This is a genomic window from Nonomuraea sp. H19 (assembly GCF_052068215.1).
Lineage (GTDB): Bacteria > Actinomycetota > Actinomycetes > Streptosporangiales > Streptosporangiaceae > Nonomuraea.
The window spans coordinates 170,805-186,865 of sequence record NZ_JBQHCV010000008.1 but is presented as its reverse complement, the minus strand read 5'-3'; the positions used below and the strand labels follow the sequence as shown (position 1 = coordinate 186,865).

The 16,061-nt window shown below is 69.9% G+C and carries 19 protein-coding genes; 16 read left to right on the top strand and 3 right to left on the bottom strand.

Translation table 11 applies throughout. The features are described 5' to 3' along the window. Window positions 1-10 precede the first annotated feature (10 nt). The gene (gene dop / locus ACTMTI_RS19535) at window positions 11-1,525 is read left to right on the top strand and encodes a depupylase/deamidase Dop (protein ID WP_441121826.1); all 1,515 of its coding nucleotides are present in this window, start codon (window positions 11-13) and stop codon (window positions 1,523-1,525) included. Between the two features lie 6 nt (window positions 1,526-1,531). Here dop and ACTMTI_RS19530 read toward each other — a convergent pair whose 3' ends face one another. Continuing rightward, window positions 1,532-1,936 carry a hypothetical protein gene (locus tag ACTMTI_RS19530; RefSeq protein WP_441121825.1) on the bottom strand — a complete coding sequence of 135 codons (405 nt, stop codon included), beginning with the start codon at window positions 1,934-1,936 and terminating at the stop codon, window positions 1,532-1,534. Window positions 1,937-2,082: 146 nt separating this feature from the next. Here ACTMTI_RS19530 and ACTMTI_RS19525 point away from each other — a divergent pair, with 146 nt between their 5' ends. Both ACTMTI_RS19525 and ACTMTI_RS19520 read left to right on the top strand, forming a co-directional pair. Then, window positions 2,083-2,292, top strand: coding sequence for a ubiquitin-like protein Pup (locus tag ACTMTI_RS19525; protein WP_441121824.1), 210 nt, complete (start codon window positions 2,083-2,085; stop codon window positions 2,290-2,292). 32 nt (window positions 2,293-2,324) lie between these two features. Further along, window positions 2,325-3,014, top strand: coding sequence for an endonuclease VII domain-containing protein (locus tag ACTMTI_RS19520; protein ID WP_441121823.1), 690 nt, complete (start codon window positions 2,325-2,327; stop codon window positions 3,012-3,014). Window positions 3,015-3,208: 194 nt separating this feature from the next. On the opposite strand, the gene ACTMTI_RS19515 is transcribed toward ACTMTI_RS19520, so the two are convergent. Then, a complete protein-coding gene (locus ACTMTI_RS19515; RefSeq protein WP_441121822.1) occupies window positions 3,209-4,249 on the bottom strand; it encodes a DNA polymerase IV in 1,041 nt (346 codons plus the stop codon). Between the two features lie 256 nt (window positions 4,250-4,505). Between ACTMTI_RS19515 and prcB the strand changes: the two genes are divergently transcribed. From prcB to ACTMTI_RS19475, 8 genes are all read left to right on the top strand, one after another. Continuing rightward, window positions 4,506-5,354 carry a proteasome subunit beta gene (gene prcB / locus ACTMTI_RS19510; protein ID WP_441121821.1) on the top strand — a complete coding sequence of 283 codons (849 nt, stop codon included), beginning with the start codon at window positions 4,506-4,508 and terminating at the stop codon, window positions 5,352-5,354. A gap of 21 nt (window positions 5,355-5,375) precedes the next feature. Then, window positions 5,376-6,170, top strand: a complete 795-nt coding sequence (gene prcA / locus ACTMTI_RS19505) for a proteasome subunit alpha (RefSeq protein WP_441121820.1) — start codon at window positions 5,376-5,378, stop codon at window positions 6,168-6,170. Window positions 6,171-6,312: 142 nt separating this feature from the next. Next, a complete protein-coding gene (locus tag ACTMTI_RS19500; RefSeq protein ID WP_441121819.1) occupies window positions 6,313-6,840 on the top strand; it encodes a hypothetical protein in 528 nt (175 codons plus the stop codon). A gap of 126 nt (window positions 6,841-6,966) precedes the next feature. After that, on the top strand, window positions 6,967-8,325 hold the full coding sequence (gene pafA, locus ACTMTI_RS19495) for a Pup--protein ligase (protein WP_441121818.1): 1,359 nt from the start codon (window positions 6,967-6,969) through the stop codon (window positions 8,323-8,325). 74 nt (window positions 8,326-8,399) lie between these two features. Then, window positions 8,400-9,344: an FKBP-type peptidyl-prolyl cis-trans isomerase gene (locus ACTMTI_RS19490; RefSeq protein WP_441121817.1), complete on the top strand. Its 945-nt coding sequence runs from the start codon at window positions 8,400-8,402 to the stop codon at window positions 9,342-9,344. A 159-nt stretch (window positions 9,345-9,503) separates the two neighbouring features. After that, complete coding sequence (locus ACTMTI_RS19485; protein WP_441121816.1) at window positions 9,504-10,379, top strand: FKBP-type peptidyl-prolyl cis-trans isomerase; 876 nt, start codon at window positions 9,504-9,506, stop codon at window positions 10,377-10,379. 19 nt (window positions 10,380-10,398) lie between these two features. Beyond that, window positions 10,399-11,043 (top strand): helix-turn-helix transcriptional regulator, encoded by a 645-nt coding sequence (locus ACTMTI_RS19480; RefSeq protein WP_441121815.1) that lies wholly within the window; start codon window positions 10,399-10,401, stop codon window positions 11,041-11,043. Window positions 11,044-11,076: 33 nt separating this feature from the next. Next, window positions 11,077-11,556 (top strand): DUF3291 domain-containing protein, encoded by a 480-nt coding sequence (locus ACTMTI_RS19475; RefSeq protein ID WP_441121814.1) that lies wholly within the window; start codon window positions 11,077-11,079, stop codon window positions 11,554-11,556. Here ACTMTI_RS19475 and ACTMTI_RS19470 read toward each other — a convergent pair. Then, complete coding sequence (locus tag ACTMTI_RS19470) at window positions 11,502-12,569, bottom strand: DUF3866 family protein (protein ID WP_441121813.1); 1,068 nt, start codon at window positions 12,567-12,569, stop codon at window positions 11,502-11,504. The genes ACTMTI_RS19475 and ACTMTI_RS19470 overlap by 55 nt on opposite strands. Before the next feature lie 38 nt (window positions 12,570-12,607). Here ACTMTI_RS19470 and ACTMTI_RS19465 point away from each other — a divergent pair, with 38 nt between their 5' ends. The 5 genes from ACTMTI_RS19465 (at window position 12,608) to tatC (ending at window position 16,061) form a co-directional block, all read left to right on the top strand. Continuing rightward, on the top strand, window positions 12,608-13,558 hold the full coding sequence (locus ACTMTI_RS19465; protein WP_441121812.1) for a helix-turn-helix transcriptional regulator: 951 nt from the start codon (window positions 12,608-12,610) through the stop codon (window positions 13,556-13,558). Between the two features lie 106 nt (window positions 13,559-13,664). Further along, the gene (locus ACTMTI_RS19460; protein WP_441121811.1) at window positions 13,665-14,630 is read left to right on the top strand and encodes a helix-turn-helix transcriptional regulator; all 966 of its coding nucleotides are present in this window, start codon (window positions 13,665-13,667) and stop codon (window positions 14,628-14,630) included. Then, window positions 14,627-14,782 (top strand): hypothetical protein, encoded by a 156-nt coding sequence (locus tag ACTMTI_RS19455; protein ID WP_441121810.1) that lies wholly within the window; start codon window positions 14,627-14,629, stop codon window positions 14,780-14,782. Before ACTMTI_RS19460 ends, ACTMTI_RS19455 begins: the two co-directional genes overlap by 4 nt. Before the next feature lie 66 nt (window positions 14,783-14,848). Further along, complete coding sequence (gene tatA, locus ACTMTI_RS19450) at window positions 14,849-15,169, top strand: Sec-independent protein translocase subunit TatA (protein ID WP_441121809.1); 321 nt, start codon at window positions 14,849-14,851, stop codon at window positions 15,167-15,169. Between the two features lie 31 nt (window positions 15,170-15,200). Next, window positions 15,201-16,061, top strand: coding sequence for a twin-arginine translocase subunit TatC (gene tatC / locus ACTMTI_RS19445; RefSeq protein ID WP_441121808.1), 861 nt, complete (start codon window positions 15,201-15,203; stop codon window positions 16,059-16,061).

Genomic DNA, 16,061 nt, shown 5'->3' with positions numbered 1-16,061 from the left:
AGGGTGTTGCATGACGGTGCGTCGGGTGATGGGCATCGAGACCGAGTACGGCATTTCCGTACCCGGCCAGCCAGGCGCCAACGCGATGGTGACCTCCTCGCAGGTCGTGAACGCCTACCTGGCCGCCTCGGCGGCCAGGGCGCGCAGGGCGCGATGGGACTTCGAGGAAGAAAACCCGCTCCGCGACGCGCGCGGCTTCGACCTCGCCAGAGAGGTCGCCGACACCAGCCAGCTCACCGACGAGGACCTCGGGCTGGCCAACGTCATCCTGACCAACGGCGCCCGGCTCTACGTCGACCACGCCCACCCCGAATACTCCTCGCCCGAATGCACCAACCCCCGGGCCGCCGTCATCTGGGACAAGGCAGGCGAGCGGGTCATGTACGACGCCGCCACGCGCGCCTCCGCCATCCCCTCCAACGCGCCCATCCAGCTCTACAAGAACAACACCGACGCCAAGGGCGCTTCCTACGGCTGCCACGAGAACTACCTGATGCGGCGCGCCACCCCGTTCGCCGACATCGTCAGGCACCTCACCCCCTTCTTCGTCTCCCGGCAGGTCGTCGTCGGCGCCGGCAAGGTCGGCATCGGCCAGGACTCGCGCGGCGAGGGCTTCCAGATCAGCCAGCGCGCCGACTTCTTCGAGGTCGAGGTCGGGCTCGAAACCACGTTGAAGAGACCCATCATCAACACCCGGGACGAGCCGCACGCCGACCCCGAGAAATACCGGCGGCTGCACGTGATCATCGGCGACGCCAACATGTCGGAGATCTCCACCTACCTCAAGCTGGGCTCCACGGCTCTCGTGCTCGCCATGATCGAAGAGGGCTTCCTGACGCGTGACCTCGCCGTCGAGAGCCCGGTCCAGGCGCTCCGGGCCGTCTCCCACGACCCCAGCTGCCGCTACGAGATCCCCATGCGCGACGGACGCAAGCTCACCGCCGTCCAGCTCCAGATGGAATACCTCGAACAAGCGAGAAAGTACGTCGAGGAACGCGGCACCGCCCAGGACGAGATGAACAAGGACATCCTCGACCGCTGGGAATCCGTGCTCACACGCCTCGCCGAAGACCCCATGCAGCTCTCCCACGAGCTCGACTGGGTCGCCAAACTCGAACTCCTCGAGGGCTACCGCAGCCGCGACGGCCTCGCCTGGTCGCACCCCAGGCTCCAGCTCGTCGACCTGCAATACTCCGACATCCGGCCCGACCGCGGCCTCTACAACCGGCTCGTCGCCCGCGGCCGCATGCAGCGCCTCGTCACCGAGGACGAAGTCCAGCGCGCCGTCGAGAGCCCCCCGGCCGACACCCGCGCCTACTTCCGCGGCCGCTGCCTGAGCCAATACAGCGAATCCGTCGCCGCCGCCTCCTGGGACTCCGTCATCTTCGACATCCCCGGCAGGGAATCGCTCCAGCGCGTCCCCACCCTCGAGCCGCTGCGCGGCACCAAGGCCCACGTGGGCGAGCTCTTCGACCGCTGCCGCACCGCCGCCGACCTCGTCGCCGCCCTCACCGGCGGCGACTGAGCCCGCTCAGAGCAGGCCGATCCCCAGCGTCAGCGTGCCTGCCGCCAGGCACGCGCCGCCCGCCACCGTCAGCCAGATCAGCCTGTTCGGCTTGGTGTCGCTCGGCCGCGCGACCGACAGGAAGAAGCCCAGCGGCATCAGGATCGGGGCGGCCGTGATGAGCGTTCGCGTCAGGGCCCGCACGCCCTCCGGCAGGCTCGCCTGGTCCACGTACAGCATCGCCACCAGGCTGAACAGGACCAGGACGCCCGCATGGGCGTGCCCGGCCCGCCACAGGCCGCGGCGGACCGGGTTGTCCAGGTAGCCGGGGACGTTCCTCATGATGAACGTCAGCAGCGAGACGCCGCCGAAGGCCACCAGCGGGACTGTGATGAGAAGCACACCGGCGGTGCTCAAAGACGACGGAGACATCTGAACCTCCTTGTGGGTACGGCAACCCATTGTTGGATAGTTGTGCTATCTAGTCAACCCGGCAAGATCGCTGGGCGATCGGCGCGAAATGTCGCCCGGTTCGGGGAAGATATGCCTAGAGGCAGTCCCCCAAGCGGAGGTAGGACATGGCAACCAAGGACACTGGCGGTCAGAAGCAGACGGGACGGCGCGAGACCGAGGTTGAGGAGACCGAGGCCGCGGCGACGCCTGACGTGCAGGAGCGCCAGGAGAAGCTCACCGACGACGTCGACGCAATCCTGGACGAAATAGACGAAGTTCTCGAAGAGAACGCAGAGGAATTCGTGCGGTCTTACGTCCAAAAGGGCGGAGAGTAGGACAAAACGGACAGGTCAAACGGGTAAATCGGGTGGACGCGCCGGACGGATTGACGCGGTGCCCGGACTGCGGAGAGACCAAGGCGGTCTCTGAGTTCGGGCTCGATAAGCGCATGGCTGATGGGCGTGCGCGATACCGCAAGGTCTGCTTCCGGAGGCGTTCCACGTTCGGCGGCAATCGGTCCAGCGAAGATGGGCTTACCGCCTATTGCACGCCGTGCCACACGGTGGTGATGCGCGATAATGAAATCAAGAATCTCGGGAGCGACCGGAATCACCGGCTAAGGCTCCGTTACGGGATTACCGAGGATGACGTCGAGCGCATGCTCGCCCGTCAGGGCGGGCTCTGTGCCTTCTGCCGGGCCGTGCCGGGCGCGTTCGCCGACCACCGCCACCAGACCGGCCAGGTCCGGGGCGTTCTCTGCGTCAACTGCGACAACGGGCTCGGCCACTTCGGCGACAACACGGTGTTGCTGGAGCTGGCCGCCCGCTATCCGGACGGGGAAATTCTCTGGCCGGAGTTCGTGATCCTCCCGAAGCGGCGTGGCGCCGATTCTGTGGCGCCTACGCGGGCTTGTCACCTGTCGCAGCGTTATCGGCTGCGTCAGGAGGATGCCGAGCGAATGGCCGTGGCTCAACTCGGATCGTGCGTGGTGTGCCGGGATCGGCCGCCGGAGCATGCCGATCATTGTCAGCGCACCGGTGATGTGCGGTATGCGTAGTGCTTGCCGTGCAATACCGGGATAGGGCAGTTCGCGGACGATTCGGCCGCGTGTGGCGGGCGCTTTCTTGTGCCGGGGCGACCGTCGATGACCATGGGGAGGTGGAGGTGCGGATGAGGAACTGCGGGGAGTTGATCCGGGCCGAGGGGCAGCTCCGTGCCGATCTCTCCACCCGGGTGGACTGAAACTCGCGGTTACTCCTTGGGCATGGTGTATTCGACGGCCACGCCCAGGAGGCGGACGGGGCGGTCGAGGTCGAAGCGGTCGAGGATGGCGACGGCCGTGCCGGACAGGGCGCGGGGGTCGGTGGTGGCGGCGGGGAGCTTCGACTGGCGGGTGCGGGTGAGGAACGGGGTGAAACGGACCTTGACCGAGACGCGGATCACTTCCCGGCCCGCGGCGGCGGCGTCGTGGGCGACCTGTTCGGCGAGGCCGGCGACGTGGCGGGCGATCTCGGCGGGGTCGGTGAGGTCCTGGGGGAAGGTGGTTTCGCGGCTGTGCCCGCGGGCGACCCAGGGCGTGGTGACGACTTCGGCTTCGCCTTTGCCGAGGGCGAGATAGCGGTACCAGGGCCCGTTGGTGGGGCCGAAGTGCTCGGCCAGGTGGGCGGGGTCGGCGGCGGCGAGCTGGGCGACGGTGTGGAGGCCGAGCGCGGTGAGCTTCTTGGAGATCTTGGCGCCGATGCCCCAGAGGGCGTCGGTGGGCCGCTCGTACATGGTCTCGGCCCAGTTGTCGCTGGTGAGGCGGTGGATTCCGGCGGGTTTGGCGAATCCGGAGGCCAGTTTGGCCTGGTGCTTGTTGTCGCCGATGCCGACGGAGCAGGACAGGTCGGTCCGTTCGCGTACGGCCCGCTGGAGGTCGGCGGCGAGCGCTTCCGGGTCGTCGGTGGCGGCGCCGACGAAGGCCTCGTCCCAGCCCCATACTTCGACGCGGACGGGGAATTCGCGGAGCACGCCCATGACGCGTTCGGAGGCGGCCTCGTAGGCGGGCGGGTCGCTGGGCAGGAAGATCGCGTCGGGGCAGCGTCTGAGCGCGGTGCGCAGCGGCATGCCGGAGTGGACGCCGTGTTCGCGGGCTTCGTAGGTGGCGGTGGCGGCGACGGTGCGCGGCTGGGTGGGGTCCCCTGAGCCGCCGACGACGACGGGTTTGCCGCGGAGCTCGGGGTGGCGCAGGATCTCGACGGCGGCGATGAACTGGTCGAGGTCGACGTGCAGGATCCAGTCCCTGGTGGACATGGTCACCAGTATGGCCTGTGCGGCTGCCAGAGCCCTGGAGAGGGGACGTGATCGGGGAAGTGGTGTCATGGGTGCTCCGGAGCCTTCTGGGGCGCTCACGGACGTTGTGAGGAAACGATCCGGACACGGGAACCCCGGCGGTCGGCGCGTTTCGTGAGACGGGCGGGTTCGCCGTGAGCTGATCGTGGGAAGTGCAGACAGCACAGCAACATGAGTAGGGTCGCCCTAGGGACACTGACGTTTGGGAGGGAGTCGCGTGGCATCGCAAAGGGATCTGCCCGTCGGCTTGGTGAACCACTTTTTCCAGAACACCGGGAGCTCCTCGTTCACGGAGTTCGTCAGCTCGTATGCGCCGGAATTGCTGCCGCGGCGGGATGAGGTTCTGGCCACCGCGATCGGCGACCAGGTTCCGCACGCGACCACGATCGTGGCCGCCACCTTCGCCGGTGGCGTGATCATGGCGGGCGACCGGCGGGCGACGTCGGGCAACATCATCTCGCAGCGTGACGTGGAGAAGGTGTTCCGCACCGACGACCACTCGTGCATGGGCATCGCGGGCACGGCCAGCACCGGGATCGAGTTCGGCCGGCTGTTCCGGGTGGAGCTGGAGCACTACGAGAAGCTCGAGGGCCGCACGATGTCGGTGAAGGGCAAGGCCAACCGGCTGGCCACCATGATCAGGGGCAACCTGGCCATGGCGATGCAGGGCCTGGTGGTGGTGCCGCTGTTCGCGGCCTACGACCCGGACAAGGACGAGGGACGCATCTTCAGCTACGACGTGGCGGGCGGGCCCTACGAGCGCGAGAGGTTCGACGCGATCGGGTCCGGCTCGATCTTCGCCCGCGGGTCGCTGAAGAAGCTCTACCGTGACGGGTCGTCGGCCGACGACATGGCGATGACGCTGATCCAGGCGCTCTACGACGCCGCCGACGACGACTCGGCGACCGGCGGTCCCGACGTGACGAGGAAGATCTGGCCGATCGTGTCGGTGATCGACGCCGACGGTTTCCGCCGCCTGGGCGAGGACGAGGTCTCCGGCTACGTCAACCAGATGCTCGAAGCCCGCCTGATCTCGCCCGACGGCCCCATCGCCCCGCTGCGCTAGAAAGGACCATCGCCCGTGTCCATGCCTTTTGGTTATGCGTCCCCTGAGCAGATCATGCGGGACAAGGCCGACTACGCGCGCAAGGGCATCGCGCGGGGCCGCTCAGTCGTCGTGCTCCAGTACGTCGACGGCATCCTGTTCGTCGCGCCCAACCCGTCGCGGGCGCTGCACAAGATCAGCGAAATCTACGACCGCATCGGCTTCGCGGCCGTGGGCCGCTACAACGAGTTCGAGGAGCTGCGCCTCGGCGGCATCCGCTACGCCGACATCAACGGCTACACCTACGACCGCTCCGACGTGACCGGCCGCGGCCTGGCCAACCTCTACGCCTCCAACCTGGGCCGCATCTTCACCGAGTCGATCAAGTCGCTCGAGGTCGAGGTGGTGGTCGCCGAGGTGGGCGAGACCAAGGACGGGGACGCCATCTACCGGCTGACGTTCGACGGGTCGGTGTTCGACGAGCACGGCTTCGCGGCCATGGGCGGCCAGGCCGAGGCCGTGGCGGGCCGGCTGAAGGAGCGCTACCGCGAGTCGATGTCGCTGGCCGACGCGCTGGAGGTGGCGCTGACGGCGCTCACCGAGCCCGGCGGTGAGCGGCCGCCGGTGGGGCAGCTCGAAGTGGCGGTGCTCGACCGCAACCGGGAGCACCGTAAGTTCCTCCGGCTGACGGGGGCGCGGCTGGAACGGCTGCTCGGCCAGACCACCACCCCGCCTGCCACCCCCGCCACCCCGCCGGCCACGCCACCGGCCTCGGGCGAGACGCCGCCTCCGACGGGACCCGACGGCGACGTGGACGACGGCTCCTCGCCGCTGTAGGGCTTGCCGGACGCCGGCGAGGGCCGCTTCGTGGCCCTCGCCGGCGTTCGCCTGGAGGACCCGGCCGCCTTAAGCCGGTGGTGTGACCTGTTTCACAACGATTGTCCCGAACCGCGCGAAGTGATCCAGGATCTCAGAATCCGTGAACACTTCCCTGCGTAGCTTGCTGGCCGGCGGTGCAGCCGCCGCGGTGATGCTGACGTCCGGTGTGCCCGCCGAGGCCGCCACCGCGCCGGTTCCGGCGTACAAGGCGCCCAAGATCTTCGGCACGACCTTCCAGCCCGACCCGAAGCACGACTTCACCAAGGGCATCCACTCCCGTCACAACGGCATCCTGCGCGGCTGGATCACGCGCGTGGACAGCGGCGTGGCCGAGTACACGCCGATCAAGTGGAAGAAGGGCACCGAGACCGAGGGCTACTTCGTCGGCCCGCCCGAGGGTGTCGTCATGGCGTACTCCTCGCCCATCGCGAAGAACGTGGTCTTCCTGTCGGCGTACGGGTGCAAGTCGTCGATGGCGGGGATGACCGTCGACCGAAGAACGGGGCTCGGGAACAAGCGGTGTTCCAGGACCACGCTGATCAAACGCCACGGCGACCACGGGCACCCCTCCCTCATCACCGTCTACAAGGGGGAAATCGTCAAGGTTCAGGAGATTTACACCCCCTGACCAGGGCGAAGCGCACCCGCGCCCCGTGGGGGCGGGCGCGGGGACGAGGGGAATTCGCGCGGCGCGGCCGGAAAACACCTGCGAAGATCTCTCCCGCTGGCCGATCCGTGGGCATAGTGTGAGGTGATGGATCGTCGCATCTTCGGGCTGGAGAACGAGTACGGCGTGACCTGCACGTTCAGGGGCCAGCGAAGGCTGTCCCCGGACGAGGTCGCGCGCTACCTGTTCCGGCGAGTCGTGTCCTGGGGCCGATCGAGCAACGTCTTCCTACGCAACGGCGCACGTCTCTATCTCGACGTGGGCAGCCATCCTGAATACGCAACACCCGAGTGTGACAACGTCATCGAGCTCGTCACCCACGACAAGGCAGGCGAGCGGATCCTCGAGGGCCTCCTCGTCGACGCCGAGAAGCGGCTGCGCGAAGAGGGCATCGCGGGTGACATCTATCTGTTCAAGAACAACACCGACTCCGCCGGCAACTCCTACGGCTGCCATGAAAACTACCTGGTCGGCAGGCACGGGGAGTTCGGGCGGCTGGCGGACGTGCTGATCCCGTTCCTGGTGACGCGGCAGATCGTGTGCGGGGCCGGCAAGGTGCTGCAGACGCCGCGCGGCGCCGTCTACTGCGTGTCGCAGCGGGCCGAGCACATCTGGGAGGGCGTCTCCAGCGCCACCACCCGGTCGCGGCCCATCATCAACACCCGCGACGAGCCGCACGCCGACGCCGAGCGGTTCCGCCGCCTGCACGTCATCGTGGGCGACTCCAACATGAGCGAGACCACCATGCTGCTCAAGGTCGGCGCCACCGACCTGGTGCTGCGCATGATCGAGTCGGGCACGGTGATGCGCGACCTGTCGCTGGAAAACCCGATCAGGGCCATCCGCGAGGTCTCCCACGACATGACCGGCCGGCGCCGGGTGCGGCTGGCCAACGGGCGCGAGGCGTCGAGCCTGGAGATCCAGCAGGAATACCTGTCCAAGGCGAAGGACTTCGTCGACCGCCGCGGCGGCGACGCCATCGCGCACCGGGTGCTGGAGCTGTGGGAGCGCACGCTGCGCGCGGTCGACACCGGCAACCTCGACCTGGTCTCGCGGGAGATCGACTGGGTGACGAAATACCAGCTCATCGAGCGCTACCGGAAGAAGTACGACCTGCCGCTGTCGTCGCCGCGGGTGGCGCAGCTCGACCTCGCCTACCACGACGTGCACCGCAAGCGCGGCCTGTTCTACCTGCTGCAGAAGCGCGGCTCGGTGGAGCGGGTGGCGTCCGACCTGAAGATCTTCGAGGCCAAGTCGGTGCCGCCGCAGACGACCAGGGCGCGGCTGCGCGGCGAGTTCATCCGCAAGGCGCAGGAGAAGCGGCGCGACTTCACCGTCGACTGGGTGCATCTCAAGCTGAACGACCAGGCCCAGCGCACGGTGCTGTGCAAGGACCCGTTCCGCAGTGTGGACGAGCGGGTGGACAAGCTCATCGCCGGCATGTAGGGGCGCGTTTACCTCGGCCCTACCTCCGTGTCGGGTAGGGTGACGCGAATCTGTCGTCTTTCCGAGGGAAACGCATGCGCCGCGCTCTGGCCGTACTGGCCGCCGTGCCTCTGATCTTGTTCGCCGCCGCGTGCGGCTCCGACGACGGTGCGAGCACCGGCGCCGCCCCCAGTGGGTCGGCGCCGGCCGCGAGCGGGCTCAAGGTCACCGGGGCCGTGGGCGCCAAGCCCACGGTGACCTTCCCCGCCGGCTCGCCCGCGACCAAGTCGTCGTACGAGGTCATCCAGCCGGGCACCGGCGCCGGTGTCAAGGCGGGCGACAAGCTGATCGTCAACCTGACCGTCTACAACTGGGACGGCAAGGGCAACGCGGTCCAGGGCTCCTCCTACGACACCAAGGCGCCGGAGACGATCCCCGTCAACGAGCAGCTGCCGCAGGTCCTGCAGGAGGGCTTCACCAAGGTCAAGCACGGCGGCCGGCTGCTGGCCGTGCTGGCCGAGGACTCCGTCGCCCAGCAGCAGGCGACGGCGCCCCCCCAGCCGACGAAGGTGTTCGTGATCGACGTGGTCGGCACCCAGCCCGCGGCGCTGAAGGCCGCCACCGGCAAGGAGACCGGCCAGAGCATCAAGGGCGTCAAGGTCGACAACCCCGGTGGCGACAAGGCGCCCACGCTGACCACGAAGACGAGCGAGAAGCCGTCCGGCAAGCTCGTCACCAAGACGATCATCGAGGGCACCGGCGCGAAGGTGCAGCCCAACCAGACGCTGACCGTCCACTACACGGGCAAGATCTGGGGCACCGACAAGCAGTTCGACTCGAGCTGGGAGCGGGGCCAGCCGGCCGAGTTCGCGCTCTCCCAGGTGATCCAGGGCTGGCAGCAGGGCCTGGCCGGGGTGCCGGTCGGCAGCCGGGTCGTGCTCAGCATCCCGCCGGACCTCGGGTACGGCGACCAGGCGCAGGAGAACATCCCGGCCAAGAGCACGCTGGTGTTCGTGGTCGACGTCCTCGGCGCTTACTGACGAGCGAACGGCCCGGCCCCGGGTTCGCCCCTGGGCCGGCACCGCGGGGTGTGCCGGGCCGGGCGGATGGCCGCGAGCCGCTGACGGGCGATCCGGCGACGCGGTAGCATCGCCAGGCCCGGCGGCGCAACGTCGCCGGACGCTCCCGTGGGAGGGCCGATGCTCCGCCGTGCCGTCGCATCGCTGCTGCTGGCGCCGCTGCTGGCGGCCGGCTGCACGAGCGAGGCGTCCGGTGGCCTGGACCTCCAGGTGGACGGCGCGTTCGGCGCCAGGCCGACGATCGGCTTCCCGGAAGGCGCGCCGGTCCCGGGGGTGCGGGTGGACGAGCCGGCCACGGGCCAGGGCGCGCGGCTGGAGCCCGACGACGTGGCGATCGTCCAGTACACCGAGCACGTGTGGGACGGGCGCCAGAACCGCCTGGTCGACTCCAGCTTCAACCGCGGCATCCCGGCCGCGTTCCCGGTGGGACGGCTGCCCCAGGGGCTGGAACGGGCGCTGCGGGGCCGTACGGTCGGCAGCAGGGTCATCGCCGCCATCCGGCCGGAGGACGGCGGGCGGCGCGGCGTGGAGCTGTGCTACGTCGTCGACATCCTCGGCGTGCACCGCAAGGGCGCCTCGATCGACGGGGGCGGCGGCTCGCTCGCGGGCGTGCGCGTCACCGGGGGCGCCCGCCCCGCGCTGGAGGTGCCGCGGACGGCGCCGCCCGCCCATTTCGCCGCCAAGGTGCTGGACGCGGGCGGCGGGCGCAGGATCCAGGCGGGACAGCTCGTGGTCGCCCAATACGCGGGCGCCGTCTGGAGCAGCCGGCGGAGCTTCGACGGGACCTGGCCGGCCGGGCAGCCGAAAGCGTTCAAGATCGGCGACGGCGGCATGATCAAGGCGTGGTACGAGGCGCTCGTGGGCGTGCCCGTGGGCAGCCGCGTCCTGATGATCGTCCCGCCCTCCCACGGCTACGGCGCCGCCGGCCATCCCGCGCACGGCATCACGGGCTCCGACACCCTCGTCTACGTGGTGGACGTCCTGGCCGCCTACTGAAGGTTCGTAGAATCCGGCTGTGAGTAGTGACGACCTCGACGCGCTGGCCCTGCTGCACGACCCCGTACGCCGCAGCCTGTACGACGTCGTCACGGCCGGCGGCGGCGACGTGGGCAGGGGAGAGGCGGCCGAGGCCGCGGGCGTGTCCAGGACGCTGGCCGGGCACCACCTGGACAAGCTCGTCGAGGCCGGGCTGCTGGAGAGCCGCTTCCGTCAGCAGGAGAAGAAGGGCCCGGGCAGCGGCCGGCCGGCCAAGGTCTACCGGCGGGCCAAGGGCGAGCGGTCGGTGAGCCTGCCGCCGCGCGACTACGCCACGCTCGCCTCGGTCCTGGCGGACGTGGTGGACCTGCTCGGCGCCGAGGAGCAGGCCGAGAAGGCGGCGCGGGCGGCCGGCGTCAGGATGGCCGGGCGGCACTCCGGCGAGCCCGTCGAGCGGGTGCTGGGCGAGCGCGGCTACGAGCCGTACGCGGAGGGCGGCGCGCTGCGGCTGCGCAACTGCCCGTTCCACGTCCTGGCCGAGGAGCAGCCGCTGCTGGTGTGCTCCATGAACCTGGCCCTGTGCCAGGGGCTGCTCGAAGGGCTCGGCGACGACCCGGCCAGAGCCAGGCTCGATCCGCGGCCGGGGGAGTGCTGCGTCGCCCTTTCTAAAGCAAATGAAGATTGACATAGAAGGCGGGGCAATGGTGTGCTGAGCGTCATGCATCTCGCCCAGCTCAACATCGCCCATCTGCGCGCGCCCATCGACTCCGCCGAACTCGCCGAGTTCGTGGCCCTGCTCGAGCCTGTCAACGCCGTCGCCGACGAGGCGCCCGGGTTCGTGTGGCGGCTCAAGGAGAGCGAGACCGACCCCACGGCCACCGTGATCCACGACTACGGCGACCACCTGCTGGTCAACTTCTCGGTGTGGGAGTCGCTGGAGACACTGTGGAACTACGCCTACCGCAGCGTCCACCTGGGCGTGCTGCGCCGCCGCAGGGAGTGGTTCCTGCGCATGGCCGAGCCGTACACCGTGATGTGGTGGGTCCCCGAGGGTTGCATCCCGTCGCTGGCGGAGGGGATGGCGCGGCTGGAACGCCTCAGGGCGCAGGGTCCGAGCCCGGAGGCGTTCACGTTCAAGGACTCCTACGACAGCAGCGAAGCCGCCAGCCTGCCGGCCGCCGCCGAGGCCAGGAAGTAGGCCAGGTCCTCCTCCATCCCCCTGCCCATCGTCGACAGCCGCACGGGCGACTCGCGCAGCGCCTCGTGCAGGCCGTCCACCGGCACCGGCACCAGGCGGTGCCGGACGGCCAGCAGCTCGGCCTGGTCCCTGACCCGCTCGCCGAGCTCGCCCGGCAGCTCGGGCACCGGCACGTCGGCCGGGACCAGCGCGACCCGGCCGTAGGCGGTCAGCGAGTGGTGGGAGACGCCGTAGTGCCGCTCGCGCCGGTCGCCCTCGCTGACCCGCAGCGCCGCCACCGGCCGTCCCCGCAGCACCCCCGCCGCGTTGACGGCCTCGCCGGCCGACACGCCGGAGAAGCCCCATTTGGTGCCGCTGCCCAGGTTGCCGGGGCCCTGTGCGACGATCGCCACGTCGGCCTCCAGGACGTGCCTGGCCGCCAGCAGCCCGGTGTGCACGGTGACCGCCTCCACGTCGCCGCCGAAGGACTGGCCCGCCGTCACCACGCTCGCCAGCCATCCGACCTCGCGCAGCCGGGCCGCCGCCATCGAGAACCAGGCCGGCAGCGCGCCCCCGTCCTGCATCACGTACGCCACCCGCGTGCCGGGCGCCGCCTCGTACAGGCCGCACAGGATCGGCGCCAGCGCCGAGTGCAGATCGGCCACGATCACCGGCATCCCGTCGAGGGAATCGGCCTCCCGCAATATGTCGTGATGTGGGGAATCCTGCTCGTCGGCGCCGAGCACCGTGGCCTGCAGCGGGGTGTAGCGGGCCTTCACCAGGTGCCCCGGCCCTTGAGGATCTTGCGGCAAACGGTTCGGGACGGCCACCACCATGGCGTAACCTCCCGTACCGAGACCCATTGCGAGCGCGGTCGTGTTGAGCAGCACTTCGTCGCCGGGTTCCGGGCGGCCCACCAACGGCGGGTAGGCCAGCGCCCGGCACTCCCCCTCGGGGACGGCGACGTCCAGCTCCACCGCTCCCGGCCACTCGCGTCGGATCCGTACGACCTCGCCCTTGCGCCATCTGATCACGGGGGCAGGGTAGCGTCGATGAAGGAGGAGTGAGGCAGATGTCGCGCCGGAAGACAGAACGGTTGCTCAATCTGGTGATCTGCCTGCTCGCCACCCGGCGCCCGCTGTCGGCCGAGCAGATCCGCCAGGTCGTGCCCGGTTACGACCGGGACGGCGACGAGGCGTTCCAGCGCATGTTCGAGCGGGACAAGAACGAGCTGCGCGAGATCGGCATCCCCATCGACGTGGTGCGCGACCCGTGGGAGGACGAGCCCGGCTACCGGATCGAGCGCCAGAACTACGAGCTGCCCGAGATCACCCTGGAGCCCGACGAGGCCGCCGTGCTGGGGCTGGCCGCGCAGGTGTGGCAGCGCGCCAGCCTGGCCGAGGCGGCCTCCGGGGCGCTGCTGAAGCTGCGGGCCGGCGGCGTGGCCACCGACCAGCCGGTCGGCACCGGTGCGCTGGAGTTGCGCGTCGACACCCGGGATCCGGCCTTTCCCGCGCTGTGGGACGCCGTGCGTGACCGGCGGGTGGTGCGCTTCGACTACCGCGGCGCCGGCAGCGAGACCGTACGCGGCCGCACCGTCGAGCCGTGGGGCGTGGTCAGCCGCAGCGGCCGCTGGTATCTCGCCGGGTTCGACCGCGACCGCCAGGCGCCGCGGGCCTTCCGGCTCAGCCGCATCACCGGGCCGGTCGCCGCCGTCGGCAAGGTGGGCGCGGTCCAGGTGCCGGAAGACGTCGACCTGCGGGCGATGGTCGGCTTCCCCGACGATCGGGCGGACGAGCGGGTCGCCGTCATCCGGGTGCGCCAGGGCGCGTGCGAGGGGCTGCGCCAGCTCTCCAGGACCGTCCACCAGGGGACCGACGGGTGGGACGAGGCCGAGCTGATCTTCTCCGACCCTGAGCGGCTGGCCGGGTGGATGGCCAGCCTCGGCGCCGACGTCGAGGTCGTCGAGCCGCCGGACGCCCGCGAGGCCGTCATCCGCCGGCTCAAGGGGGCCCTGGCATGACCGCGACGATCATGGGACCCGGCGCGGGAGGATCCGTGAGTGAGCGCAGCGAGCGAACCGAGAAACACAGCGGCGGTCCGCTCATGCGACCGGCGAAGGAGGACGCATGAGCGGGTCCGCTGATCGGCTGCCGAGGCTGCTGGCGCTGGTGCCGTACCTGATGTCCCATCCGGGGGCGCAGGTGGGCGAGGTCGCGGCGGTGTTCGGGCTGAGCGAGAAGCAGCTCATCGACGACCTGCAGCTGGTGTGGATGTGCGGGCTGCCGGGGCACACCCCCGGCGACCTGATCGACGTGTCGTGGGACGGCGGCGAGATCATCATCGACAACGCCGACACCATCGCCAGGCCGCTGCGGCTCGGCATCGACGAGGCCAGCGCGCTGCTGGTCGCGCTGCGCATGCTGGCCGCCACCCCGGAGCTGGCCGAGGTGCCGGGCGACGCGCTGCCGCGGGTGATGGCCAAGCTGGAGCGGGCCGCGGGCGATGGCGCCGCCACCGTCAGCAGCCAGGTCACCGTCGACGTCGACGCCGCCCCCGACGCGCTGCCGCGCGTACGCGAAGGGCTGAAGCGCGGGCGCAGGCTGTCGCTGCGCTACTACGTGCCCGGGCGCGACGAGGTGACGCCGCGCGAGGTCGACCCCACCCGGGTCGTGGTCGTCGACGGCCGCGCCTACCTGGAGGGCTGGTGCTACCGGGCCGAGGCGATGCGGCTGTTCAGGCTGGACCGGATGCTCGGCGTGGAGGTGCTCGACGTGCCCGCCGACCCGCCGGAGGAGGCCGAGCCCATCGACGTCACCCAGGGCGTCTTCCGGCCCTCGCCGACCGACGAACTGGTCGAGCTGGAGGTCAGCGCGGCCGGCCGCTGGGTGGCCGAGTACTACCCGTGCGAGCGGGTCACCGAGCTGGGCGAGGGACGGCTGCGGGTGGCGCTGCGGGCCCGCGACGAGGACTGGATCCTCAAGCTGGCGCTGCGCCTGGGCGACACCGGCCGGGTCGTCTCGCCGCCCGAGATGGCCGAGACGGTGCGCAAGGAGGCCGAACGGGCCCTGGCCCTGTACGCTCACGGGTCATGACGTGGATCTTCTTGGCCGCCGGGCTGGTCGTGGCTGGGCTGGTCGTGCTCGGGATCGTCGGCGCCCGCGTCGTGGCCGCGGCACGCGGGCTGAACAGGGAAGTCGCGGAAGTTCATGCGCAATTCAGTGCGAAAAGGGACGCCAGGGGATGAGGCAGCGCCCCTGGCAGCGTACGATGCAGGCAAGCACAGCAGTTCGCTCACCATGAAGGACGTCACATGAACTTGGGAGCTCCAGAGATCATCCTGATCTTGGTGGCCTTGGTCCTCCTCTTCGGTGCCAAGAAGCTGCCGGACCTCGCCCGTGGCGTCGGCCGGTCTCTGCGCATCTTCAAGGCGGAGACCAGCAAGATGACCGATGACGACGACCATGACAGGCCGACGGTCGTGCAGGCCCAAGCCCAGCCCCAGCCGGCGCCGCCCCAGCAGATCCCGGCGGCTCAGCCCGCGCCGGGGCTGTCCGCCGAGGAGCAGGCCCGCCAGCTGGAGGAGCAGGCCGCGAGGCTGCGCGCCGCCGCGCAGGCCGACAAGCGTCCCTGACCACCGTCCCCTCGCCCCCTGGACTGCATAGATGGCGCTGCTGAAACGGTCGGGCCCGAAGCCGGAGCGGGACCCCGATGGCCGGATGCCGCTCATGGAGCACCTGCGTGAGCTGCGCAACCGGCTGCTGATCGCGTTCGCCGCCGTGGCGGTGGGTCTCATCATCGGCTGGATCTTCTCCGCGCCGGTGTGGGAGCTGCTCAAGGAGCCCTACTGCCAGGCGCCGCAGTCACGCCAGCTCACCGGGCACTGCAGCCTGACCTACAACGGCATCTTCTCGTCGTTCTTCATCACGTTGAAGGTCTCGTTGATGGTCGGCCTGGTGGCGTCGTCACCCGTCTGGCTCTACCAGATCTGGGCGTTCGTCACCCCGGCTCTCTACCGCACCGAGAAGCGTTACACGCTGACGTTCCTCGCGCTCGCCATCCCGCTGTTCGCGCTGGGCGCCGCGGTGTCCTACCTCATCATGGACACCGCCCTGTCGTTCCTGCTGGGCTTCTCGCTCGACGGCACCGTCGCCACCATCTCGATCGACGACTACCTCGACTACGTCCTGATCATGCTGGTGATCTTCGGGGTGTCGTTCGAGCTGCCGCTGCTGCTGGTGTTCCTCAACATCATCGGAGTGCTGCCGCGGGCGACGGTCGCCAAGCACCGGCGGCTGATCATCTTCCTGATGTTCGTCTTCGGCGCCGTGGTCACGCCAGGCGGCGACCCGCTCACCATGATGGCGCTGGCCACGCCGATGATCGTCCTGTTCCTGGCGGCCGAGCTGTTCATGTCCCTGCGGGAGAAGCGCCGGCCGCAGAGCGAGTTCGCGGACCTGTCGGACGACGAGGCCTCGCCGCTGGAGGACACACCTCTGGAAGAGGATTCCGATACCAACCGATAG

What these genes read in the sequence shown, in the direction of transcription:
- dop (WP_441121826.1), top strand. Translation starts at nt 11, where the DNA reads ATGACGGTGCGTCGGGTGATGGGCATCGAGACCGAGTACGGCATTTCC.
- ACTMTI_RS19530 (WP_441121825.1), bottom strand. Translation starts at nt 1,936, where the DNA reads ATGTCTCCGTCGTCTTTGAGCACCGCCGGTGTGCTTCTCATCACAGTC.
- ACTMTI_RS19525 (WP_441121824.1), top strand. Translation starts at nt 2,083, where the DNA reads ATGGCAACCAAGGACACTGGCGGTCAGAAGCAGACGGGACGGCGCGAG.
- ACTMTI_RS19515 (WP_441121822.1), bottom strand. Translation starts at nt 4,249, where the DNA reads ATGTCCACCAGGGACTGGATCCTGCACGTCGACCTCGACCAGTTCATC.
- prcA (WP_441121820.1), top strand. Translation starts at nt 5,376, where the DNA reads ATGCCTTTTGGTTATGCGTCCCCTGAGCAGATCATGCGGGACAAGGCC.
- pafA (WP_441121818.1), top strand. Translation starts at nt 6,967, where the DNA reads ATGGATCGTCGCATCTTCGGGCTGGAGAACGAGTACGGCGTGACCTGC.
- ACTMTI_RS19490 (WP_441121817.1), top strand. Translation starts at nt 8,400, where the DNA reads ATGCGCCGCGCTCTGGCCGTACTGGCCGCCGTGCCTCTGATCTTGTTC.
- ACTMTI_RS19485 (WP_441121816.1), top strand. Translation starts at nt 9,504, where the DNA reads ATGCTCCGCCGTGCCGTCGCATCGCTGCTGCTGGCGCCGCTGCTGGCG.
- ACTMTI_RS19475 (WP_441121814.1), top strand. Translation starts at nt 11,077, where the DNA reads ATGCATCTCGCCCAGCTCAACATCGCCCATCTGCGCGCGCCCATCGAC.
- ACTMTI_RS19465 (WP_441121812.1), top strand. Translation starts at nt 12,608, where the DNA reads ATGTCGCGCCGGAAGACAGAACGGTTGCTCAATCTGGTGATCTGCCTG.
- ACTMTI_RS19460 (WP_441121811.1), top strand. Translation starts at nt 13,665, where the DNA reads ATGAGCGGGTCCGCTGATCGGCTGCCGAGGCTGCTGGCGCTGGTGCCG.
- ACTMTI_RS19455 (WP_441121810.1), top strand. Translation starts at nt 14,627, where the DNA reads ATGACGTGGATCTTCTTGGCCGCCGGGCTGGTCGTGGCTGGGCTGGTC.
- tatA (WP_441121809.1), top strand. Translation starts at nt 14,849, where the DNA reads ATGAACTTGGGAGCTCCAGAGATCATCCTGATCTTGGTGGCCTTGGTC.
- tatC (WP_441121808.1), top strand. Translation starts at nt 15,201, where the DNA reads ATGGCGCTGCTGAAACGGTCGGGCCCGAAGCCGGAGCGGGACCCCGAT.